At 54.7% G+C, this 23271-nt stretch carries 19 protein-coding genes, 1 tRNA gene, 1 pseudogene and 1 riboswitch; of the genes and pseudogenes, 11 read left to right on the forward strand and 10 right to left on the reverse strand.

Annotation, left to right across the window (positions count from 1 at the left end):
• The first annotated feature begins 81 nt into the window (after positions 1 to 81).
• The 3 genes from tolC to A6A26_RS23435 all read left to right on the forward strand — a co-directional run bounded on the left by tolC (position 82) and on the right by A6A26_RS23435 (position 3531).
• A complete protein-coding gene (gene tolC, locus A6A26_RS23425) occupies positions 82 to 1551 on the forward strand; it encodes an outer membrane channel protein TolC (RefSeq protein ID WP_063880964.1) in 1470 nt (489 codons plus the stop codon).
• A 142-nt stretch (positions 1552 to 1693) separates the two neighbouring features.
• Positions 1694 to 2362 carry a DUF1190 family protein gene (locus A6A26_RS23430; RefSeq protein WP_063880965.1) on the forward strand — a complete coding sequence of 223 codons (669 nt, stop codon included), beginning with the start codon at positions 1694 to 1696 and terminating at the stop codon, positions 2360 to 2362.
• A gap of 8 nt (positions 2363 to 2370) precedes the next feature.
• A complete protein-coding gene (locus A6A26_RS23435; protein WP_063880966.1) occupies positions 2371 to 3531 on the forward strand; it encodes a glutathionylspermidine synthase family protein in 1161 nt (386 codons plus the stop codon).
• Between the two features lie 39 nt (positions 3532 to 3570).
• On the opposite strand, the pseudogene ygiD reads toward A6A26_RS23435, so the two are convergent.
• Positions 3571 to 4354 (reverse strand): annotated as a pseudogene (gene ygiD / locus A6A26_RS23440) (4,5-DOPA dioxygenase extradiol).
• A gap of 184 nt (positions 4355 to 4538) precedes the next feature.
• Positions 4539 to 5195, reverse strand: coding sequence for a 3,4-dihydroxy-2-butanone-4-phosphate synthase (ribB, locus tag A6A26_RS23445; RefSeq protein WP_063880967.1), 657 nt, complete (start codon positions 5193 to 5195; stop codon positions 4539 to 4541).
• A gap of 110 nt (positions 5196 to 5305) precedes the next feature.
• Positions 5306 to 5454, reverse strand: a riboswitch (FMN riboswitch).
• Positions 5455 to 5625: 171 nt separating this feature from the next.
• Between ribB and A6A26_RS23450 the strand changes: the two genes are divergently transcribed.
• On the forward strand, positions 5626 to 5958 hold the full coding sequence (locus tag A6A26_RS23450) for a ubiquinone biosynthesis accessory factor UbiK (protein ID WP_063880968.1): 333 nt from the start codon (positions 5626 to 5628) through the stop codon (positions 5956 to 5958).
• 36 nt (positions 5959 to 5994) lie between these two features.
• Here A6A26_RS23450 and hldE read toward each other — a convergent pair whose 3' ends face one another.
• The 3 genes from hldE to A6A26_RS23465 form a co-directional block, all read right to left on the reverse strand.
• Positions 5995 to 7419, reverse strand: a complete 1425-nt coding sequence (gene hldE, locus A6A26_RS23455; protein WP_063880969.1) for a bifunctional D-glycero-beta-D-manno-heptose-7-phosphate kinase/D-glycero-beta-D-manno-heptose 1-phosphate adenylyltransferase HldE — start codon at positions 7417 to 7419, stop codon at positions 5995 to 5997.
• Positions 7420 to 7489: 70 nt separating this feature from the next.
• Complete coding sequence (gene glnE / locus A6A26_RS23460; RefSeq protein ID WP_063880970.1) at positions 7490 to 10342, reverse strand: bifunctional [glutamate--ammonia ligase]-adenylyl-L-tyrosine phosphorylase/[glutamate--ammonia-ligase] adenylyltransferase; 2853 nt, start codon at positions 10340 to 10342, stop codon at positions 7490 to 7492.
• A 29-nt stretch (positions 10343 to 10371) separates the two neighbouring features.
• Complete coding sequence (locus tag A6A26_RS23465) at positions 10372 to 11682, reverse strand: CYTH domain-containing protein (RefSeq protein WP_063880971.1); 1311 nt, start codon at positions 11680 to 11682, stop codon at positions 10372 to 10374.
• A gap of 265 nt (positions 11683 to 11947) precedes the next feature.
• Between A6A26_RS23465 and A6A26_RS23470 the strand changes: the two genes are divergently transcribed.
• Positions 11948 to 12568, forward strand: a complete 621-nt coding sequence (locus A6A26_RS23470; protein ID WP_063880972.1) for a TIGR04211 family SH3 domain-containing protein — start codon at positions 11948 to 11950, stop codon at positions 12566 to 12568.
• Between the two features lie 157 nt (positions 12569 to 12725).
• On the forward strand, positions 12726 to 13943 hold the full coding sequence (locus A6A26_RS23475; protein ID WP_063880973.1) for a multifunctional CCA addition/repair protein: 1218 nt from the start codon (positions 12726 to 12728) through the stop codon (positions 13941 to 13943).
• Positions 13944 to 13975: 32 nt separating this feature from the next.
• On the opposite strand, the gene bacA is transcribed toward A6A26_RS23475, so the two are convergent.
• Both bacA and folB read right to left on the reverse strand, forming a co-directional pair.
• Complete coding sequence (bacA, locus tag A6A26_RS23480; protein WP_063880974.1) at positions 13976 to 14794, reverse strand: undecaprenyl-diphosphate phosphatase; 819 nt, start codon at positions 14792 to 14794, stop codon at positions 13976 to 13978.
• 193 nt (positions 14795 to 14987) lie between these two features.
• On the reverse strand, positions 14988 to 15347 hold the full coding sequence (folB, locus tag A6A26_RS23485; protein WP_063880975.1) for a bifunctional dihydroneopterin aldolase/7,8-dihydroneopterin epimerase: 360 nt from the start codon (positions 15345 to 15347) through the stop codon (positions 14988 to 14990).
• Positions 15348 to 15455: 108 nt separating this feature from the next.
• Between folB and plsY the strand changes: the two genes are divergently transcribed.
• Complete coding sequence (plsY, locus tag A6A26_RS23490; RefSeq protein WP_063880976.1) at positions 15456 to 16055, forward strand: glycerol-3-phosphate 1-O-acyltransferase PlsY; 600 nt, start codon at positions 15456 to 15458, stop codon at positions 16053 to 16055.
• A gap of 35 nt (positions 16056 to 16090) precedes the next feature.
• On the opposite strand, the gene tsaD is transcribed toward plsY, so the two are convergent.
• On the reverse strand, positions 16091 to 17104 hold the full coding sequence (gene tsaD / locus A6A26_RS23495) for a tRNA (adenosine(37)-N6)-threonylcarbamoyltransferase complex transferase subunit TsaD (RefSeq protein ID WP_063880977.1): 1014 nt from the start codon (positions 17102 to 17104) through the stop codon (positions 16091 to 16093).
• Positions 17105 to 17382: 278 nt separating this feature from the next.
• Here tsaD and rpsU point away from each other — a divergent pair, with 278 nt between their 5' ends.
• The 3 genes from rpsU to rpoD all read left to right on the forward strand — a co-directional run bounded on the left by rpsU (position 17383) and on the right by rpoD (position 21860).
• Positions 17383 to 17598: a 30S ribosomal protein S21 gene (gene rpsU, locus A6A26_RS23500; protein WP_001144069.1), complete on the forward strand. Its 216-nt coding sequence runs from the start codon at positions 17383 to 17385 to the stop codon at positions 17596 to 17598.
• Between the two features lie 116 nt (positions 17599 to 17714).
• Positions 17715 to 19460: a DNA primase gene (gene dnaG / locus A6A26_RS23505; RefSeq protein WP_063880978.1), complete on the forward strand. Its 1746-nt coding sequence runs from the start codon at positions 17715 to 17717 to the stop codon at positions 19458 to 19460.
• Positions 19461 to 20015: 555 nt separating this feature from the next.
• Positions 20016 to 21860, forward strand: coding sequence for an RNA polymerase sigma factor RpoD (gene rpoD, locus A6A26_RS23510; protein WP_063880979.1), 1845 nt, complete (start codon positions 20016 to 20018; stop codon positions 21858 to 21860).
• Positions 21861 to 21930: 70 nt separating this feature from the next.
• Here rpoD and mug read toward each other — a convergent pair whose 3' ends face one another.
• Positions 21931 to 22446 (reverse strand): G/U mismatch-specific DNA glycosylase, encoded by a 516-nt coding sequence (mug, locus tag A6A26_RS23515; RefSeq protein ID WP_063880980.1) that lies wholly within the window; start codon positions 22444 to 22446, stop codon positions 21931 to 21933.
• 308 nt (positions 22447 to 22754) lie between these two features.
• Here mug and A6A26_RS23520 point away from each other — a divergent pair.
• Positions 22755 to 22830, forward strand: a tRNA-Ile gene (locus tag A6A26_RS23520).
• 167 nt (positions 22831 to 22997) lie between these two features.
• On the opposite strand, the gene A6A26_RS25070 is transcribed toward A6A26_RS23520, so the two are convergent.
• A complete protein-coding gene (locus A6A26_RS25070; protein ID WP_014605020.1) occupies positions 22998 to 23216 on the reverse strand; it encodes an ogr/Delta-like zinc finger family protein in 219 nt (72 codons plus the stop codon).
• Positions 23217 to 23271: the final 55 nt, after the last annotated feature.

Raw genomic sequence — 23271 nt, forward strand, 5'->3', positions numbered from 1 at the left:
TGCCCTCTGCTAGAATCTGCGATAATTTTTGGCTTACCGGCGGCACTATCATTGCGATTTGCTGCAACAAAAGGAATGCAAATGAAAAAACTGCTCCCATTATTTATTGGGCTGAGCCTGGGCGGTTTCAGCGTCGCCAGCCAGGCGGAAAACCTGCTTCAGGTTTACCAACAAGCGCGTTTAAGCAACCCGGATCTGCGGAGTTCCGCTGCCACTCGCGATGCTGCGTTTGAGAAAATCAACGAAGCGCGCAGCCCTTTATTACCACAGCTGGGTTTGGGTGCAGACTATAGCTATGCAAATGGCTATCGTGATAGTAGCGGTATTCATTCCAACACGACCAGTGGCACACTGCAATTGACGCAAACCATTTTTGACATGTCAAAATGGCGCGCGCTGACTCTGCAGGAAAAAACCGCCGGTATTCAGGACGTCACGTATCAGGTTGCTCAGCAGGATTTGATTCTGAATACCGCCACGGCCTATTTCAACGTGTTGAAAGCTATTGATACGCTTTCTTACGTCGAAGCGCAGAAGATGTCCATCTACCGCGAACTGGATCAAACCACTCAGCGCTTCAACGTGGGCCTGGTTGCGATTACCGACGTGCAGAACGCCCGCGCACAGTATGACAGCGTGCTGGCGAATGAAGTGACAGCGCGGAATAACCTGGATAACTCGGTGGAGTCCCTGCGTCAGATCACCGGCATGGACTATCTGGCGCTGGCCTCGCTGAATATCGATCGCTTTAAAACCACCAAACCTGATGACGTTAACTCGCTGCTCAAGCAGGCAGAAAGCCGTAACCTTAATCTGCTTTCTGCTCGCCTGAATCAGGATTTAGCCCGTGAGCAGATTCGTTCTGCAGAGTCAGGCCACCTGCCAACGCTCGATCTGACTGCCTCAACCGGCCTGTCTAACAGCAAGTACGGCGGAAGCCGCGCTGAACAGAGTGCAAACTCAACCGACTCGATTACCGGAAACAGTAAAGTCGGCCTGAGCTTTACGCTTCCGCTATACAGCGGCGGCAGCGTGACCTCGCAGGTGAAACAGGCGCAATACAGCTTTGTCAGCGCCAGCGAGCAGTTGGAAGCGGCGCACCGTTCCGCTGTCCAGACGGTGCGGTCTTCTTACAACAACGTAAATGCGTCAGCGAGCAGCATTGCGGCCTATAAACAAGCCGTGGTTTCTGCGCAAAGCTCATTAGACGCAATGGAAGCCGGTTATCAGGTCGGTACGCGTACCATCGTTGATGTGCTGAACGCCACCTCAACCCTGTATAACGCGAAACAGCAGTTGTCAGATGCCCGTTACAGCTATCTGATTAACCAGCTGAACATCAGCTATGCGCTGGGTACGCTAAACGAGCAGAGTCTGGGTATTCTCAACAGCCAGTTAGGCAAAGAGATCTCCACGTCACCTGAAACCGTTCAGCCGCAAAACGTTCAGCAGGTGTTGGGTGACGATCATATCGCGTCCTCTTCAGAAACCGCCACGGCGCCAGTGCGCCCTGCGGCCCATAAGAGCAGCCGTAATCCATTCGGTCACTAATCAGGTTGCGGGCTGCTTTGCGGCCCGCTTCTCTTAAAAACGTATAACTAAGTAAAGATCCCCGTCCTGCCTGGCCGTTAGCTTCATTTCTCGCCACTCATCCCCTATTCTATGCGCTACCTTTGGGCACAGGATATTTATAATGAAACGGACTAAAACGATCCGCTATGCCGCCTTTCGTAAGAGCTGGCAAGCAAGACACTTAACGCCTGTTGCTATCGCTGTATCAGCGGTATTTATGCTGGCAGGTTGTGAACAAAACGATGAAACCGTCTCGCTTTATCAGAACGCTGATGATTGCGCAAAAGCCAACCCTGGCCAGAATGCGCAATGCACCACCGCGTTTAACAATGCGAAAAAAGAAGCTGAACGCACCGCACCGAAATACGCAACGCGTGAAGACTGTGTGGCGGAATTTGGTGAAAACCAGTGTCAGCAGGCACCTGCTCAGGCGGGCGTGGGCAGCACTAACGCCGAGTCGCAGCAAAGCGGCAGCTTCTGGATGCCATTGATGGCGGGCTATATGATGGGCCGCATGATGGGTGGCGGAGCAGGTTTTGCGCAGCAGCCGCTGTTCTCACCTAAAACGCCAAACAGCCCGGCTAATGGTCAGTTTGTCGATGCTTCCGGCCGTAACTACGGTAACGCCACTTCCGGTAAAACCATGACGGTTCCTAAAACCGCCATGGCGCCTAAGCCGACCACGACCTCAACCATCACGCGCGGTGGCTTTGGTGAAACGGTCGCGAAGCAAAACAGTATGCAGCGTAGCAGTGCCACCGGCACCTCTAATCGTTCGCTGGGAGGCTAAACCCGTTTATGCAACGCATCGCGATTTCAGAGCGCCCGGGCTGGCGGGAAAAAGCCACGGAGTTTGGTTTTCGTTTTCACACCATGCACGGTGAGCCTTACTGGTGTGAAGATGCTTACTATCAGTTCACGCTGGCGCAGATTGATTATCTTGAGGACGTCACCGCCGAGCTTCATCAGATGTGCCTGCAGGTGGTGGAAAAAGTGGTGAACAGCGAAGCGCTGCTCACCAAATTCCGCATCCCTAAGCACACCTGGGACTTCGTGCGCGACTCATGGCAACAACGTCAGCCTTCGCTTTACTCGCGCCTTGACCTTGCCTGGGACGGCAAAAGCGATGCCAAACTGCTGGAAAACAATGCCGACACGCCCACGTCGCTGTATGAAGCGGCGTTTTTTCAGTGGCTGTGGCTGGAAGATCAGCTCAACGCTGGACAGCTGCCGCAAGGCAGCGATCAGTTCAACAGCCTGCAAGAGAAACTCATCGACCGCTTTACGGTGCTTCATCAGCAACAGGGGTTTAACTGGCTGCATTTCGCCTGCTGCCGTGATACCGATGAAGATCGCGGCACAGTGCAATACTTACAGGACTGTGCCACAGAAGCCGGACTACCGAGCGAGTTTCTCTACATCGATGAGATAGGGCTGGGGGAGAAAGGCCAGTTTACGGATGCCCAGGATCAGGTCATCAGCAACCTGTTCAAGCTTTATCCGTGGGAATTTATGCTGCGCGAGATGTTTTCTACCAAGCTGGCCGATGCGGGCGTACGCTGGCTGGAACCTGCCTGGAAAAGCATCCTGTCAAACAAAGCGTTGCTGCCTCTGCTGTGGGAGATGTTTCCGAATCACCCCAACCTGTTGCCCGCCTGGTTTGCCGAAGACGATGTGCCACCAATGGACAAGTACGTCGTCAAACCGCTGTTCTCGCGCGAAGGTGCCAACATTCGTATTGTGGAAAACGGCAAAGAGATCGCCCGTGTGGACGGTCCTTACGGCGAAGAAGGCATGATCGTCCAGCAGTTTCACCCTCTGCCGAAATTTGGTGACAGCTACACCCTGATTGGCAGCTGGTTGATAGACGATCAGCCTGCAGGCATTGGCCTGCGTGAAGATCGCGACCTGATCACCCAGGATCTTTCGCGTTTTTATCCGCACGCGTTCATCGATTAACTGTTCTTATCCAGGCCAGTACGCTGGCCTGTTTTCACGCTAGCCGACCTGCACCGACAACATACTGATAGCGCCCATTTCCATACCTTCGACAGGGACGGTGACGGCCTCGTCTGCATGGCGAGATCCCAGCACATACAGCAGCGGCAGGAAGTGTTCCGGCGTCGGATTAGATAACGCCGCATCCGGATGCTGCATAAAATTCACCAGCGGATGTGCATCTGCCTCGGCCTGAACCGCCAGATTATCGCGCACATAGTCGTTGAATCCGGTCGCCCAGTCATAAGCGTTTCCGCCGCCCCACAGAACCTTACGCAGGTTGTGCACGACATTGCCGCTGGCGACGATCATGACACCGCGATCGCGCAGTTCAGACAGCTTTTTTGCCCATCTCAAAATGCCAGGCCGCAGGCTTGCCGCTGTCGATACTAAGCTGGACTACCGGAATATCCGCCTCAGGATACATTTTAATGAGTACGCCCCACGAGCCGTGATCGAATCCCCATGCATGGTCCTGATAAACCGGCACAGGCGATAATATCTCAGCGATTTCGTTTGCCAGTTCAGGTGAACCCGGCGCGGGATAGCGGGTATCAAAAAGCGCCTGCGGAAAACCGCCAAAATCATGGATGGTGCGCGGCTTATCCATCGCGGTGACCGCCGTTCCCTGGGTGTACCAGTGAGCCGAAATGGCCAGGATCGCCCGTGGTCGTGGCAGCGTGGCACCGGCTTGACGCCAGGCTTCGGTGTAACGGTTTTCTTCTAGCGCGTTCATCGGGCTGCCGTGTCCCAAAAACAGTGCCGGCATACGTACCTGGTTCATAGCGATCCTTAATATGTTCACTCAATGAACACTACGATACGCTGTTTGCAGACGTTATCACGCGGATAAGCATGATGTTGTCTTTCAGGAAATTTGAATAATATGGAAGGGTACAAAAGAGGGAAAAACAGGCGGTGCCAGGTGAAACAATCAGGCCAGAATATCTGGCCTGATGAGAAAACGCTTAGCTGGCCTGACGCGTTTCATGCTCGCGACGATAGGCGACCAGGTCTTCGATGGTAACCACCGGCATAGCATGTTGTTTCGCGAAGACGATGACTTCAGGCGCATGGGCCATCGAGCCGTCGTCGTTCGTCAGTTCACACAACACGCCTGCAGGTTTAAAGCCCGCCAGCGTAACGAGATCAATGGTCGCTTCCGTATGACCGCCACGGGCCAGAACGCCGCCATCGTGTGCACGGAGCGGGAAAACGTGGCCAGGACGGTTTAAGTCTTCTGGCTTAGCGTTATCGGCAATCGCGGTACGAATAGTGGTGAGACGATCCTGGGCGGAAACACCTGTGGTAACGCCTTTCGCCGCTTCGATGGTGACGGTAAAACCCGTGCCGTAGGCGCTGGTATTGTTTTCCACCATCATCGGCAACGCCAGCTGCTGGCGGCGTTCTTCGGTCAGGCAAAGACATACGATACCGCTGCCGTGGCGAATGGTGAGCGCCATCTGCTCGACGGTCATGGTTTCAGCGGCGAAAATCATATCGCCTTCGTTTTCACGATCTTCATCGTCGAGCACCATCACACCGCGACCTTCGCGTAGCGCTGCGATAGCACGTTCTACACGCTGTTTCGGCGTGCCAAATTCAGAAAGTAGAGTCTGATTCATGGTAATAAAACCTTATAAATGTATTGGGTTACCAGAATCAGGGCAAGCTTAGGAGTGACGCCTTAAAGACGTAGCAATGACGCAAAACAGACATAATGCCTGACAAATGTCGTTACCCTCTCCCATCCGGACTTTAACCGTCGGCCCCGGAATTTCACCGGATCTGCTGACCTTCACCATGAGAGTGAAGCGCTCGCGGGCTGTCAGCCTGGGCTGATTTACCGCCGGTGGGGAATTTCGCCCCGCCCTGAGAATAAGCGTTTTAACTATAACGCTTCCCATTCGGGGCGGCAATGCAGAAAGCCATTATTGCTTTAGCATTTTTTGCGCTAAGGATTTCAGGTTTAACCTTTTCAATTCAGGCATTACACTTAAGTCACCATAGCGTTGGTAAAATGCTGCCATAGCAACCCGTAATCAGGAAACCATCATGATCGACACGAAAAAAATTGAACAAATGGCCCGTCAGGTTCATGACGCGCTGCCGAAGGGAGTTCGTGAATTTGGCGATGATGTCGAGAAGAAAATCCGGCAGACGCTGCAGGCACAAATGACCCGCATGGATCTGGTCAACCGTGAAGAGTTTGATGTACAGACTCAGGTGTTACTGCGTACGCGGGAAAAACTGGCGGCGCTGGAGCAACGTCTGGCTCAGCTGGAAAGCAAGAGTTCGGCTTCTGCCGCGCCCACTGCCACCAGCACACCCGGCCCGGCACCGGCAATCGTTCCGGCAGCCAACCCTGCTGACAAGACCGCTAAATAAAGGGATGGCGGGCGCGCAGGCTCCCGCCATCATCATTCAGTCGCCGCGAATGGTTTTGATGATGTTGGTGGTCGAGATACCATCTTCAAAATTGAGCACGCGTACGTCACCGCCATTTGCCCAGACTTCTTTACTGCCCGCGATATCTTCAGGTTTGTAATCTCCGCCCTTCACTAACAGATCGGGCAGCACGCTGGCGATCAGACGCTGAGGCGTGTCTTCTTCAAACAGCACCACCCAATCCACCGCTTCCAGCGCACCCAGCACAATCATGCGGTTTTCCTGCGGGTTCACCGGACGACTGTCGCCTTTCAGGCGCTTAGTGGACGCATCGCTGTTTACCGCGACAATCAGGCGATCGCCCAGCTTGCGCGCGTTGGCAAGGTACGAAACATGCCCGGCGTGCAGGATGTCGAAGACACCGTTGGTCATTACCACTTTTTCGCCGCGCTGACGTGCCATCGCAACGGCGTCTTTGAGTTCAGCTTCGGTCATAATGCCAAAGCCGCGTTCAGGACGCGCGCGAATCGCGTTTTCCAGTTCGACGATACTGACGGTCGAGGTGCCGAGCTTGCCCACTACCACGCCTGCGGCGGCGTTAGCCAGGAAACAGGCTTCTTCCAGCGAGTCACCTGCCGCTAATGCTGCGGCCAGCACGCCAATCACGGTATCCCCCGCGCCGGTAACGTCAAAAACTTCCTGCGCCAGCGTAGGCAGGTGCAGCGGAGCCTTACCGGGCTGGAGCAGCGTCATACCGTTCTCAGAACGGGTGACCAGCAGGGCGGAAAGGTCGCAGTCGGCGATAAGCTGCATACCACGCTCAACAATCTCGTTTTCTGTTTTGCACTTGCCGACCACGGCTTCAAACTCAGACAGGTTGGGCGTCAGCAGCGTCGCACCGCGGTAGCGCGCAAAATCCGTGCCTTTTGGATCGATCAGCACGGGCACATTCGCTTCTCGTGCCAGCGTGATCATTTGCTGAACGCTGTCCAGCGCGCCTTTGCCGTAATCCGACAGCACCACCGCACCGCTGCGGGACAGCGACTGACGCATTTTTTCGTGCATCGGGGCGGCATCAACCTGCTCAAACCCTTCTTCAAAGTCCAGGCGGATAAGCTGCTGATTGCGCGAGAGTACACGCAGTTTGGTAATAGTGGGATGGCTTTTTAACGTGACAAAATCGCAGTCAACACGAACATCTTTCAGCGTTTTACTCAGTACCTGAGCCGCATCGTCTTCACCGGTGAGTCCGATCAGACGGGAACCGGCACCCAGCGCAGCAATGTTCATTGCCACGTTAGCGGCGCCGCCTGGACGTTCTTCAACGGTTTCTACTTTCACCACCGGAACCGGGGCTTCAGGAGAAATACGGCTGGTGGGGCCGTACCAGTAACGATCCAACATGACATCGCCGACGACCAGCACCGAGGCCTGGCCGAACGCGGGCAGAGTAACTTTCATTCCAGACACTCCAGACTGCATTCAAAATAGTGCGCGGATGATAACACAGTTGCGACAGGTGCTATCAGCCTCACGCCGTGAGAGATTGTGGTGACTGTAGCCAGCGCTGCCAGCTGCCGTTCACCGCCTGTTTTTCCTGCGCGAATGCGTCGGGCTCAACGTGCCCCGGCTGCTCCTGAAGCGCCAGATGATGCAGCGCATCGCGCAGCGTGACATAAGCATGGGTAAGCGCAGCCGCTTCCTCATCTGACATTTTCTGATGGGTGGCCATCAGTTCAAAAATCCGCACATTGTCCGACCAGCGCGTTAAGGCGGGCTGCGCGGCCGCGTAACGCAGCACCAGATACTGCGCGATAAACTCAATATCCGTAATGCCGCCTTCGTCGGTTTTGATTTCCCAGCGGCCTTTGTGCTTATTACTCAGATGCGCGCGCATTTTGTCACGCATCTCTCTGACGTCGGTTTGCAACGCCGTTGCGTCGCGAGGCAGGCAGAGAATGGCACGGCGAATGGCGCTAAAGCGCTCGCTCAAGGCGGGTTCACCGAACACCACGCGGGCCCGAACCAGCGCCTGATGCTCCCATGTCCAGGCTTCATTGCGCTGGTAGTCGTCGAAGGCTTCAAAGGTGCTGACCAACATGCCAGCCGCCCCCGACGGACGCAGTCGCGCATCTACTTCGTACAAAATACCGGACGAGGTGCGGGTACTGAACAGATGCATGATGCGCTGCGCCAGCCGCAGATAAAACTGACGGCCGTCGATGCTGCGTTCTCCCTGCGTGACCGCTTCCAGCGGGCAGTCATGCAGGAAAACCAGATCGAGATCCGAGCTGTAGCCCAGTTCCCATCCACCCAGCTTGCCGTAGCCCAATACCGTGAAGCCCCGTTCGTGCTCATGCACAAGGTGTGACGGTCGGCCATAGCGCTGTACCATCATATTCCATGCCTGTTGCACCACCGATTCAATGATGGCTTCGGCCAGCCAGGTTAAGTGATCGCTCACTTTCATCACCGGCAGCGTGCCTGCGATGTCTGCCGCCGCGATGCGTAACAGCTGTGCCTGTTTAAACTGGCGTAATGCTTCAAGCTGCTGTTCTTCATCATCAGCGGGAATGCGCATCAGATACTGACGTAGCTCATCACGATAGGCATCGGTGGCGGTGGGTTGATACAGCGTGGCGGGATCAAGAAGCTCATCCAGTAGCAGGGGATAACGCGCCAGCTGGCTTGCCACCATCGGCGAGGCCGCACAGAGGCGAATCAGGTGACGTAACGCACCGGGGTACTCGGTCAGCAGTTCAAGATAGGTGCTGCGGGTCAGAACGCTCAGCAGCAACGGTGCCAGTCGGCTGAAGGTCACTGCGGCATCGCTGCGCGAACACACTTCACTCAGCAGCCGTGGCATGAGCTGATCCAGCGCCTGGCGACCACGCGGGCCGATGGTACGGCGGCTGATATCCTGGCGAAACGCCTCCAGCGCCTGATTGAGTGCCTGGCACTGCGCGGTATCCAGCTGCGGCACCAGCGGCGCCAGCTCACTGTCCTCCAGACTGTCCTGCCAGAGCATATTGAAATCGGCCAGTTCGGGGCGATCGCCAACATCCGGTGTATCTTCCCCGATCAGCTCATCGAAAATGGCCCGCACGGCGGCCATGTGCGCGTCCAGCTGTGTGCTCAGCATGGACCAGTCATCACACTGCATCGCCCACGCCAGACGGGCGCGCGGTAATGCCTCTTCCGGCAGCGTTTGCGTTTGCTCGTCTGTCAGGCTTTGCAGCAGGTTTTCCAGCCTGCGCAGAAACAGGTAGGCAGCGCGCAGTGCAGCAACCTGTTCAGGTGGCAGCAATGCCAGGGATTCAATAGCCGACAGCGTGGGTAACAAGGCTCTGAGCTGAAGCGAGCGCTCACGTCCACCGCGAATCAGCTGAAACACCTGCACGATAAATTCAGTTTCACGTATCCCACCAGCCCCCAGCTTGATATTGTTTTTCAGCCCACGGCGGCGCACTTCGCGCGAGATCATCGCTTTCATATTACGCAACGACTGGATCACGCTGAAATCGATGTAACGGCGATACACAAAGGGCCGCAGCATCTGCTGTAGCTCCTGACTCCAGCGATCCTGCTCATCGCCCATCAGCCGGGCTTTCACCATCGCGTACCGCTCCCAGTCGCGGCCCTGCTCCTGGTAATAATCTTCCAGAGCGGCAAAGCTCATGACCAGCGGCCCGCTGTCGCCAAACGGACGCAGACGCATATCCACCCGGTAAACAAAACCGTCCGCCGTGGGCTGGTCGAGCACCTTGATCAGGCGCTGGCCCATGCGGGTAAAAAACTGCGCATTGTCGAGTTCACGGCGACCGCCGCGCGTCGTGCCGTTTTCCGGCCAGGCAAAAATCAGGTCGATATCCGACGAGAAATTCAGCTCGCCGCCGCCCAGCTTACCCATGCCGAGGATCAGCAGCGGCTGTGGCTCACCTGCGGCATTGCAGGGCGTGCCAAACTCGCGACAGCAGTCCTGATAAACCCAGGCGCGCGCGGCGTCGATCAGCACCTCGGCTAACACGCTTAACTGTTGCAGCGTCTGCTCTGTCGTGGCGTGATGTAAGCACTGCATCCAGGCAATGCGAACCAGCATGCGACGACGAAACAGGCGCAGCACGCGCATCAGGCTGGCTTCACTGTCCACCGCTGCCATGTCACTGCCCAACCACTGCGTATACTGCTGCCACTCGTCGGCCTGAGGCGACTGCGCGGCGATCGCTTGCCACCAGTCCGGATTCTGCTGCAGGTTATCCAGCACAAAGTCGCTGAACGCCAGACCGGCAAGCTGTGCCTCACTCAGGGCGGAATCCGCAAGCCCGAGCTGTTCGACAGCCTGCGCGGCCTGCGTGCGCAATAGGTTGGGTAAGGATGGCAACATGTTCTCTCCCTGATAGCGTGCGGTATGACTCAGCGTGGCGAACCGCTGGTTAGCCAAAATGGTGGCTGTTTCATGGCCTGGGCCTTTAACCAATCCAGGCTGGCGTGCTGCTGCTCCCTGATTGCGCGCTGCAACTGCTGCCACGGTGCCAGCCAGTCGTGCACTGCGTCCGGCGAGTAGGCGCCCGCCAGTAAATGGACCGCCAGCAACTGCCGATCCAGACGTGTGGCCTTGTCCTGATACTCGTTAGTCTGGTGAATCGTGCTGAAGGTTTCTTTCAGGTCGGCATTGATGCGGCCCAGCATAATATCGCCAAAGCGTTTAAAGGAGCCGTTCAGCTTGGTTTGTCCTTTTTCATCAATCCACTGCCGCCAGTGCGACTCGGCTAACCAGTGAGTAAGTGCTAACTGGGTTTCAACAGAGAGGACAGAAAAACAGAAGCTGTCGGCGTCAACATCCTCGTTCAACAGCGTCTCTTCCAGCGTAGTGAGTTTCTGACGCAGCTCGCTGCTGGCCTTGCGCGGCACTAACGCACCAAACAGCGCGAATGCCTGACGCAGCACATCCAGCGCCTCACGCACCGCTTCCCTGGCCCGCTTGTTGCCACGCAGCCACACTTCTTCATGATATTGCCAGTGGTCAAGACCTGCCGCCATGGCCGCGACCATGCCCTCTTCCACCGTGGCTTTCGGCCCCGCTTTTAACAGCGGAAAGGGTTTTAACTCACGCGGCGGATTGCCTTTCGCTAACTGATAACCACGTGCAGCCTTGCTCAGGCTGCCCATCCGCAGATCGCCCACGGCAATTAACTGCCGGGCAAACGTCAGCATCTCGCTGCGCTGGCCGCCTTTTAGCTCAAGCTCAACCTCTGACAAGGGTTCACTAAACTCCCCCGCCGTGACTTCGCCCCGATCGCAGGCAATTTCGACGTCACTGCTGCCCGCCGTGACCACCCAGATCTCACGTTCAAAATGGGTGCTGAACAGCGGCTGCAGGCGCTGTTGTAATGCCGCAACGTCGGTGCCTTCCGGCCAGATGTCGGCTGGCAGACGGCTGATGTCCAGCGTCGGTTCGGTCAGATCAACGTTGTATTCGCCTCGCTGATGTAGCCCGCCCAGCGTTGTGCCAGCGGTTTTCAGCGTCATTTCGTAGCGCTGGTCCACGCCACGAATGCGTAATCCCATATTCCATCGACGTAACTGGTTATCGTCGGTTTCAAAATAGATATTGGTCAGCTGACGGGCAGCCTGATGCTGATGCGGGAATGCCGCCAGCCGTTCTGCCAGTTTCCCGGCAGCATTTGGTTTAGCAATGAACTTAAGCTCGATCTCGATGGTCATATTTTTTTATTCACTAACGCCGCTGGTACTTGAGGATATATTCCCTACCTGTTTCAGGTTATCTTCTGCTGCATCCACTGAGCTGAAGGTTAGGGGTTTTCAGGCGAAGAGTAATGCACAGAAGCCGGGCTGTCTCTGCTTTCTTTGTGCTTTCGCTACCCTTTTCGCACTGTCATGAGACCAGGATAGTTCTCATTCAGATTTATGCGAAGCCTCTACAGACTGTGCCGGTAAATTATCTTCATTTTAAGCAAAACGAAATCTAATGAAAAAAATCACACTCACTGGAATCACTTTGCTGGCCCTCAGCACCCTTGCACCTGCTCACGCTGATGAAAAACGTTACGTTTCTGACGAATTATCCACCTGGGTTCGCAGCGGCCCTGGCGATCAGTTTCGCCTGCTCGGCAAGCTGAACGCCGGTGAACAAGTCCAGTTGCTGCAGACCAATGACGCCACCAAATATGGTCAGGTGCGCGATGCCGAAGGCCGTACCGTCTGGATCCCACTGTCGCAGCTGAGTGAAAACCCCAGCCTGCGCACCCGGGTTCCACAGCTGGAGCAACAGGTGAAAGACCTGACGGCTAAGTTAGCGAATATCGATAATAGCTGGAACCAGCGCACGGCAGAAATGCAGAATAAAGTCGCCAGCAGCGACAGCGTGATTAACGGCTTAAAAGAGCAAAATCAGAAACTTAAAAACGAACTGATTGTGGCCCAGAAGAAAGTCAGCGCCGCCAACGTTCAGTTGGATGACAAGCAGCGCACGATCATCATGCAGTGGTTTATGTATGGCGGCGGCGTGCTCGGTGTGGGCCTGCTGCTCGGTCTGCTGCTGCCGCATATGGTGCCGCGCCGGAAGAAAAACGATCGCTGGATGAACTAGTCTGCACCACAGCTCGCTATCAGGGGATCGCCAGATGCCCCTTTTGGCCTGTCTGCAATATGCCGAATTTGTGCAACAATAGAGTTCGTGCCCGTCTGGATTCAGGTGCCGGAAGCCCCCGGACGCGCAGTTCACTTATTTATCTCTGGAGTTGTGCGTGAAGACCTTTCTTGTTGGCGGCGCGGTACGTGATGCGCTGTTGAAATTGCCGGTTAAAGACAAAGACTGGGTGGTGGTTGGCGCGACGCCAGAAATCATGCTGGAACAAGGCTATCAGCAGGTAGGCCGCGATTTCCCCGTGTTCCTCCATCCCGACAGCCGGGAAGAGTACGCGCTGGCGCGTACCGAGCGGAAAAACGGCAAAGGCTATACCGGTTTTACCACCTGGTCGGCACCGGACGTCACCCTGGAGCAGGATTTACAGCGGCGCGATTTGACGATTAACGCCATCGCCCAGGATGAGAAGGGTGAGCTTTATGATCCCTATCACGGGCAACAGGATATCGCTGCCCGTCAGCTGCGCCACGTGTCCGATGCCTTTAGTGACGATCCCCTGCGCGTGCTGCGCGTTGCACGCTTTGCCGCGCGCTTTGCCCATCTCAACTTCCGCATTGCCGATGAAACCCAGGCCCTGATGCAACAAATGGCGGAGAGCGGCGAACTGGCCGATCTCACGGCCGAACGCGTCTGGAAAGAAACGGAAAAAGCGCTCTCTTCGCATAATCCTCAGGTCTACTTCCAGGTGCTGCGTGACTGCGGTGCCTTACGGGTGCTGTTTCCGGAAATCGATAACCTGTACGGCGTCCCCGCTCCCGCCAGATGGCACCCTGAAATCGATACCGGGGTGCATACGTTGATGGCCTTAACCCTGTCAGCGGCCTTATCAGACGCTATCGACGTGCGTTTTGCGACGCTGTTCCACGATGTCGGTAAGGCATTAACCCCTGTCGAAAAATGGCCCAGCCATCATGGGCATGGCGCGGCGGGCGTACCGTTGGTCGCCGCACTGTGCCAGCGTTTACGCGTGCCCAATGCGATTCGTGATTTAGCGCTGCTGGTGACGGAGTTTCACGACATGATGCATACCATTGAGCAGCGCCCTGCTGAATCTCTGGTTGCGTTATTTGACCGTCTTGATGCCTGGCGCAAACCCGAACGGGTGAACCAACTGGCGCTGTGTAGTGAAGCGGATGCCCGCGGACGCGGTGGTCTTGCCAGCATGCCTTATCCGCAAGGCGATTACCTGCGACGTGCGTTTGCACTGGCTCAGGCGGTGTCCTCTAAGGCGGTGGTTGAGGCAGGATTTAAAGGCATTGAGGTGCGGGAAGAGTTAACGCGACGGCGTATTGCCGCGGTCGAACAACGCATAGCTTAACGCGGCCAGTCACCCGGCCGCGTCATAATGGCTTACATGAAAATCATGTAGACCGCACCCGCCACGATAAAGCGGTAGATGGCAAACGACACGAAAGAGATACGTTTGATCAGTTCCAGGAAGACTTTGATGGCCAGCAGCGCGACAACAAAGGCGGTGATAAAGCCAACGGCAAACATCGGGAAGTCGGCCATCGACAGGAAGCCAAGGCTTTTATACAGATCCAGCCCGGTAGCACCCATCATCATCGGGACGGCCAGGATAAACGAGAACTCGGATGCGGCATAGCGGCTCACGCCCATCAGCATCCCACCTGAAATGGTGGCACCTGAACGCGAGAAGCCCGGCCACAGCGCCAGACACTGGAAGCAGCCAATCGCAAATGCCTGAAGATAGGTAATATCATCCACGCCGACGGCTTTTGGCTGTTTGGGTTTCAGGAATTCCGCCGCCAGCAGCAGTAAGCCGCCGACCACCAGCGCATACATCACGTTAATCGGATTAAACAAGGTTTTAATCTGATCGTGCAACGCCAGCCCGACCACCACCGCGGGGATCATCCCCAACAGGATATGAATCAGGGTTAAGCGGCCCGTTCCCACGCCTTCGTGTTTGACTTCACCAAAGTGGATACCGATTAATCCAAACAAACGCCGCCAAAACATCACGACCACAGCAAGAATGGAACCTAACTGAATGACGACCTCAAAGGTTTCCGCTTTATCGCCCTCAAAGCCCAGTAGGTGCCCCACTATAATCATGTGCCCGGTGGAAGAGACCGGTAAAAACTCGGTTAACCCTTCGACCACGCCCAGGATTGCAGCTACCCACAGCTGATGAAGATCTGCCATCAATGTATTCCCTCTGTCCGTTTTAAAACCATTAAAAAGGCGCTAGCAGCAGCGCTATCGCCTTAATCTTATCTGCTTCACTCTGAGTAAAACCTTAAGCTCAATCGCCGTTTAGTCAGTCGCAACGAAACGGCACCACCTGAGACAGACAATAATTTGGTTTGGTTTCATTGTGATGGCAATCACATCGTAATTATTTAGGAATAGTCCCGCGCTGAATACGCACGCCAACCTGCGCTGCCTGCGCCACAGCGCCCGGTTTTGCTACCTTGATGCGCACACCAGGCGAATTGAAACGGTTCATCAACAGATCCGCGATTTCTTCCGCTACGCGCTCGACCAGGGCAAAACGCTGTCCTGTCAGATGCGTCAGGATCGCGTCGGAGACGTCGGCATAGCTCAGGCAGTCTTTCACATCGTCGCTGGCGGCCGCCTGGCGGTTATCCCACGCCATCTCTACATCGATCACCAGCTTCTGCTGTATTCCCTGCTCCCAGTCATAAACGCCAATGGTGGTGAAGACGGTGAGTTGTTCAATAAAGACGATATCCATGATGATGCTCTCTGTTTTTGGTCGCGCCGGATACCACTTCCGGCAGATTGTGCGTATTATCCATGCTTGACGTGATCAAAACGACCCCAAAGGAAACGGGACGGTGTTATGAGTGCTTTCGCGCTTGGTATGATTATTTTCGCGTATCTGTGCGGTTCAATTTCCAGTGCCATTCTGGTCTGCAAACTTGCCGGTTTACCCGATCCCCGCACCCACGGTTCAGGCAACCCGGGCGCAACCAACGTGCTGCGTATTGGCGGCAAGCTGGCGGCTGCGTCTGTACTGGTGTTCGATATTGTGAAAGGTATGGTGCCCGTGTGGCTGGCGTACCTGTTTCATGTCTCACCCCTTTATCTGGGCTTAACGGCGATTGCCGCCTGTCTGGGCCATATTTACCCGGTGTTCTTTCGCTTTCGCGGCGGGAAAGGTGTGGCGACCGCCTTTGGTGCTATCGCCCCGATTGGCTGGGACCTGACCGGACTGATGACGGGAACATGGCTGCTGACCGTGCTGCTGAGCGGCTATTCATCGCTTGGGGCGATTGTCAGCGCGCTGATTGCGCCGTTTTATGTCTGGTGGTTTAAACCCCAGTTCACCTTTCCGGTTTCTATGCTCTCCTGCCTGATTTTGCTGCGTCATCATGACAATATTCAGCGCCTGTGGCGCGGTCAGGAAAGCAAAATCTGGAAGCGGAAAAAGAAACCCTAAGCGTAAAAAAAGCCGGCTAACCGGCTTTTTGATTTTCAAATGGCGGGCAGTTCCGACAGTGGCCAACGCGGCCTGACGCTGACGCCAAGCTCACCCCGCGTACCGCCTTTAAGGCGTACCATGCCAGCATAAGCAATCATCGCGCCGTTATCGGTACAAAACTCAGGTCGGGCATAAAAGACTTCTCCGCCGCGCTTTTGCATCATCACGGCCATCTGCTCGCGCAGGGTACGGTTTGCACTGACGCCGCCCGCAATAACCAGACGCTTAAAGCCGGTTTGATCCAGCGCGCGTTTGCACTTAATCGCCAGCGTATCTACCACCGCATCTTCAAACGCCCGTGCGATATCGGCCCGGGTTTGCTCGTCGTCGTCATTGCCACGAATGGTATTCGCCGCAAAGGTTTTCAGGCCCGAGAAACTAAAATCCAGCCCAGGACGATCGGTCATCGGACGCGGAAACGTGAATCGCCCAGCGGTGCCCTGCTGCGCCATTTTCGCCAGCATTGGGCCGCCAGGATAATCCAGCCCCAGCAGTTTGGCGGTTTTATCAAAGGCTTCCCCTGCCGCGTCGTCAATCGACTCGCCCAGCAGTTCGTATTCGCCAATGCCGGTGACGCTGATTAACTGGGTATGACCACCTGAAACCAGCAATGCCACAAACGGAAACGGTGGCGGATTCGCTTCCAGCATCGGTGCCAGCAGATGCCCTTCCATATGGTGCACGGGCACGGCAGGAACTTTCCATGCAAAGGCCAGCGCGCGCCCAATCGTGGCGCCCACCAGTAATGCACCCACCAAACCCGGGCCTGCGGTATACGCCACCGCATCAATCTGCTGCGGTTGCAAACCCGCCTCTTTCAGCGCCGCCTGGATCAGGGGCACCGTTTTGCGTACGTGATCGCGCGATGCCAGTTCCGGCACTACACCGCCGTAATCGGCATGCAGTTTTACCTGACTGTATAGCTGGTTGGCCACCAGGCCAGCCTCGTCATCATAGATTGCGATGCCGGTTTCATCGCACGATGTTTCAATACCCAGAATTCGCATGGCTTCACCTCATTCTTGCGGCGCGCAGTTTAGCATAGCCCTTGAGTGAAAAGAGGACCCCATCCACGCAAAAAGTCATTTTCCGCTGCCTAAAGAGTGCGCTATACTTCCGCCCCTGGAAAAAACCGGCAGCCGCACAGGCAATCGCTCCTGTTGGTTCTAAATTATCCATGGTGCTTTACAAGCCGACGCGAGTTGGAGTAAAATGCTGCACCATTTTGAAATGTGCTGACGCCGCAGTCAGCAGCAAAACCGAATTTTATTGAGGTGAGAGTTACATGCCGGTAATTAAAGTACGTGAAAACGAGCCATTTGACGTAGCACTGCGTCGCTTTAAGCGTTCCTGCGAGAAAGCAGGCGTTTTAGCTGAAGTTCGTCGTCGTGAATTTTATGAAAAACCAACGACCGAACGTAAGCGCGCTAAAGCATCTGCAGTTAAGCGTCATGCCAAAAAATTGGCTCGCGAAAACGCACGCCGCACTCGTCTGTACTAATTTCCCGGAGGTTCGCCTCCACAGCGTGATAAACGCAGACCGAGTCAAGTAAAAGGCCGTGCTTTCCGAAAGGAAGCGCGGCTTGTTGTCGTTTATGAGCTGAAAAAACGGGGCTTATGGCAGGACGAATTCCACGCGTATTTATCAATGACTTACTTGCCCGCACGGACATCGTGGAGTTAATCGATGCTCGCGTTAAGCTGAAAAAGCAGGGAAAAAATTATCACGCGTGCTGTCCTTTCCATAACGAGAAAACGCCCTCTTTCACCGTAAATGGCGAAAAGCAGTTTTATCACTGCTTTGGATGCGGCGCTCACGGTAACGCCATCGATTTTCTGATGAACTATGATCGGCTTGAGTTTGTTGAGAGCATCGAAGAGTTAGCCACATCCCATGGTTTAGACGTACCTTACGAAGCCGGCAACGGGCCAAGCCCGATGGAACGCCATCAGCGCCAGAGCCTGTACCAACTGATGGAAAACCTGAACGGGTTTTATCAGCAGAGTTTGCAGCAATCCAGCGCCCAGTCAGCTCGCGATTATCTTGAACATCGCGGTCTGAGCGCCGACATCATCAACCATTTTGCGATTGGCTATGCGCCCGCCGGTTGGGACAACGTCCTGAAACGCTTTGGCAAACAGCCTGAAGATCGCGAGTCGTTGATGGAAGCAGGCATGCTGGTCAGTAATGACAAAGGCCGGGTTTATGACCGCTTTCGCGAGCGCGTGATGTTTCCGATTCGCGATAAGCGAGGCCGCGTCATCGGCTTTGGCGGCCGCGTGCTGGGTAATGATACGCCTAAGTATCTGAACTCACCTGAAACGCCTGTTTTTCATAAAGGCCGTCAACTTTACGGTCTGTATGAAGCGTTAAAAAATCATCCTGAACCTAAACGCTTGTTGGTGGTTGAAGGTTATATGGATGTGGTTGCCCTGGCGCAGTTCGGCGTGGATTACGCGGTGGCATCGCTGGGAACATCCACGACGGCTGAACATATTCAGCTGCTGTTTCGCAGTACGGACAACGTGATTTGCTGTTATGACGGCGATCGTGCCGGACGTGAAGCCGCATGGCGTGCACTTGAAACAGCATTGCCTTACATGAATGACGGTCGTCAGCTACGCTTTATGTTTCTACCCGACGGCGAAGACCCGGATACGCTGGTTCGCCAGGAGGGTAAAGCCGCATTTGAGGCGAGGATGGAGCAGGCGATGCCGCTCTCTTCGTTTCTTTTTGACAGCCTGCTACCTCAGGTAGATTTGAGCTCTCGCGACGGCAAAGCACGTTTAAGTACGTTGGCGCTGCCGTTGATCACACAGATTCCCGGTGAAACACTGCGCATTTATCTGCGTCAGGAGCTGGGTAACAAATTAGGTATTCTGGATGACTCTCAGCTTGAAAAGCTGATGCCGAAGCAGGCACCGGGCGGAAGCGCACCGGTGGCCCCGCCACTCAAACGCACCACAATGCGTGTATTAGTGGCGCTGCTGATCCAGAATCCGCAGTTGGCAACACTGGTGCCGTCTCTGGATGGGCTTGCCGAGTCGAAAATGGCCGGTTTACCGCTATTTATCGAATTAGTGACGCGTTGTAACGAGAATCCTGGATTGACCACAGGTCAGCTACTAGAGTTATATCGCGGAACAAATTTTAGCCAGACGCTTGAAACACTGGCCGTTTGGAACCACATGATAGTGGATGAGGAAAGCGAAGCGGTATTTCAGGACTCCCTTGCGAGCATTTATGACTCGGCACTGGAAGAACGACTGGAGTTCCTGATTGCGCGTGAACGCACGCACGGGCTGAGTAGCGACGAGCGCCGCGAACTCTGGACACTGAGCCAGGCCTTCGCGAAGAAATGATGCATTATCCGGCCTGCTGCTTCCTGTAACCGAAGCGGCAGGCTTAAAAATTTGATGGGCGAAGCACGTTTTGTTTCTGTGCCGTTACCTTAGCGTACTCAAGTACGTGAGGATGACGAGCACGTCCAGAAGCAAACATGGCGAGTAAGCCAGCTTACGCCCTCGGGCCGTCGGCGGCGAAGCACGTTTTGTTTCTGCAAGCGCGCAGTCACCGGAGCGTACTGAAGTACGTGAGGATGACGAGCACTTCCAGAAGCAAACATGGCGAGTAAGCCAGCTTCCGCCCTCGGGCCGTCGGCGGCGAAGCAAGTTTTGTTTCTGCAAGCGCGCAGTCACCGGAGCGTACTCAAGTACGTGAGGATGACGAGCACTTCCAGAGACAAAAATGGCGAGTAAGCCAGGCCCGACATAAAATTTGCGGCTTAAGTGCCGATTACTAATGGGCAAAGCCCAGGCCGCGACGAAGGCAGCGGCAAGAATAAAGGCCTTCACTGCTATTGTTGGCACGCTGCCGACCGACACCAATCTAATTAACAGAAGTGTGGATACCGTCTTATGGAGCAAAACCCGCAGTCACAGCTCAAGCTTCTTGTCACCCGTGGTAAGGAGCAAGGCTATCTGACCTATGCTGAGGTCAATGACCATCTGCCGGAAGATATCGTCGACTCCGATCAGATCGAAGACATCATCCAGATGATTAACGACATGGGCATCCAGGTGGTTGAAGAAGCCCCGGACGCCGACGATCTGATGCTGAATGAAAACAGCTCCGATACTGACGAAGATGCCGCGGAAGCTGCCGCTCAGGTATTATCCAGCGTTGAATCTGAAATTGGCCGCACCACTGACCCGGTTCGCATGTATATGCGTGAAATGGGTACCGTTGAACTGCTGACCCGCGAAGGCGAAATCGACATTGCCAAGCGTATTGAAGACGGTATCAACCAGGTTCAGTGCTCCGTCGCTGAATATCCGGAAGCCATTACCTACCTGCTGGATCAGTACGATCGCGTTGAAGCAGGTGAGTCGCGCCTGTCAGATTTAATCACTGGCTTTGTTGATCCTAACGCAGAAGAAGACCTGGCACCGACCGCAACGCACGTCGGTTCTGAGCTGTCTGAAGCCGATCGTAATAACGACGATGAAGAAGATGAAGAGAGCGATGACGACAGCTCGGATGACGATAACTCTATCGATCCCGAACTGGCACGCGAGAAGTTCTCTGACCTGCGCACCCAGTACGAAACCACCCGTGATGTGATCAAAAGCAAAGGACGCAGCCACGCTGCCTCTGTTGCCGAGATCCAGAACCTGTCTGACGTCTTTAAGCAGTTCCGCCTGGTACCGAAGCAGTTCGACTACCTGGTGAACAACATGCGTGAAATGATGGAACGCGTCCGTACTCAGGAACGTTTGATCATGAAGCTGTGTATTGAAGTGTGCAAAATGCCTAAGAAAAACTTCATTACGCTATTCACCGGTAACGAGACCAACGAGAGCTGGTTCAAAGCCGCACTGGCGATGAACAAGCCCTGGTCTGAAAAACTGCTGGACGTGCAGGATGATGTGATGCGCTCTCTGCAGAAACTGGCGCAGATTGAAGAAGAAACCGGCCTGACCATCGAGCAGGTTAAAGACATCAACCGTCGTATGTCGATTGGTGAAGCGAAAGCGCGTCGTGCCAAGAAAGAGATGGTCGAAGCTAACCTGCGTCTGGTGATTTCCATCGCGAAGAAATACACCAACCGTGGTTTGCAGTTCCTCGACCTGATTCAGGAAGGTAACATCGGCCTGATGAAAGCGGTTGATAAGTTTGAATACCGTCGCGGCTATAAGTTCTCAACTTATGCCACATGGTGGATTCGTCAGGCTATCACCCGTTCTATCGCTGACCAGGCGCGTACCATCCGTATTCCGGTGCATATGATTGAGACCATCAACAAACTCAACCGTATCTCGCGCCAGATGCTGCAAGAGATGGGCCGTGAGCCAACGCCAGAAGAACTGGCTGAGCGCATGCTGATGCCAGAAGATAAGATCCGCAAGGTGCTGAAGATTGCCAAAGAGCCTATCTCTATGGAGACGCCGATTGGTGATGATGAAGATTCACATCTGGGTGATTTTATCGAAGACACCACGCTGGAGCTGCCGCTGGACTCTGCCACCTCTGAGAGCCTGCGTTCTGCCACCCACGACGTGCTGGCTGGCCTGACAGCGCGTGAAGCCAAAGTGCTGCGCATGCGTTTCGGTATCGATATGAACACCGACCACACGTTAGAAGAAGTGGGCAAACAGTTTGACGTTACCCGTGAGCGTATCCGTCAGATTGAAGCGAAAGCCCTGCGTAAACTGCGCCATCCGAGCCGCTCGGAAGTGCTGCGCAGCTTCCTCGACGATTAAGTCAGTTAAAACCCCGGTTCGCCGGGGTTTTTTATTTCTGCCGCCCTGCCCCACTTTTCACGCGTTAGCTTCAGCCTCGTGTCTTCAGCGCATCGTACATCTGACGATACATCGCCACGATCTCTTCCAGCGATGCACGATTTAACCCACTCGGATTCGGCAACACCCAAACCTGGGTTTTCCCCATGTAGATCGGCTGCTCGCCCCATTCCACCTTGCTCTGACGAAACGCGCGTTTAAAGGCATCTTTGCCCAGGATAGCCAACGCAGCAGGCTGATAACGCAGCACCTTATCCATCAGCCGCTGACCGCCATCACGCAGCTCATCACTGGCCAGTTCATTCGCCTGGATGGTTGGACGCTCGACCAGCATCGTGATACCGCAGCCGGTTTCCAGTAAGCGCTGCTCCTCTTCCGGCTTCAGTTGCTGCTCGGTAAACCCTGCCAGATGAATCACCTTCCAGAAGCGGTTGCCGGGATGGGCAAAGTGATAGCCGGTGTGCGCCGTCGACTGACCGGGATTGATGCCGCAAAACAGCACGTTCAGATCTGATGCGATGATATCGCTAATGTTGTGTTCGCTCATGTTGCCTCCTGGCTTTGCGCCTGCGCGCCTCACTGTCGCTCACGCAAAGGGTCCTTGTTTGACATCGTCTTGTCACTGATTAAAGCGCATTTGGCGGGCAGCGTCGTGGTTTGGGTTGGCTTTTTTCACTGTTAAGCAGGGAAAGACAATTAAGGATAACCGCGCCGGTTATGTCGCCGCCTGTCAGCCAGAGGTTTTTGTCTGTTTTATCATAGTTATCAGCAAGTAAAACATTGCTGCTTATTTCAGCAACCAGCCGATCAACGCTGGATTGCCCCGGACAGATACTTTATAATCCCCGCTCCATTGGCCCCTTAGCTCAGTGGTTAGAGCAGGCGACTCATAATCGCTTGGTCGCTGGTTCAAACCCAGCAGGGGCCACCAGATTTAGTGATTAAAATCATGCAGTTAAGCCACCTCGCAAGGGTGGCTTTTTTGTTGGCTATAGTCTCGATGGCAGCAAAATGGCAGCAGACTTTTTTTGCATATTTCAATGTCCATCAACTTTTCTCTTGCGAGGGGCAAAAAAAAACCCGCTAAGCGGGCTTTTTTTACATCCATAAGACTTGCTGAGAACCTCGATCAGGGTGGGGCGGAACGCTAGCCACTTTTCCTGGTGTCATGATTATGTCAGTCACAGTTTCATGTGATTTAAAGGTACAACTGCAGTTAATGTTCTGGCACTGGTTATAACGCTCTTTAGTATTCTTAGATACCTGAAAGCTACTTCTCGTGTGTGCGGCATTACCACACATAGGACAATTCATCATCGCTTAAGCCCCATCGCATTTTTAATCAATTATACACAAACATTTGTTTTGAGAT

This window comes from Pantoea sp. OXWO6B1 (assembly GCF_001641135.1).
Classification (GTDB): Bacteria; Pseudomonadota; Gammaproteobacteria; order Enterobacterales; family Enterobacteriaceae; genus Pantoea; species Pantoea allii.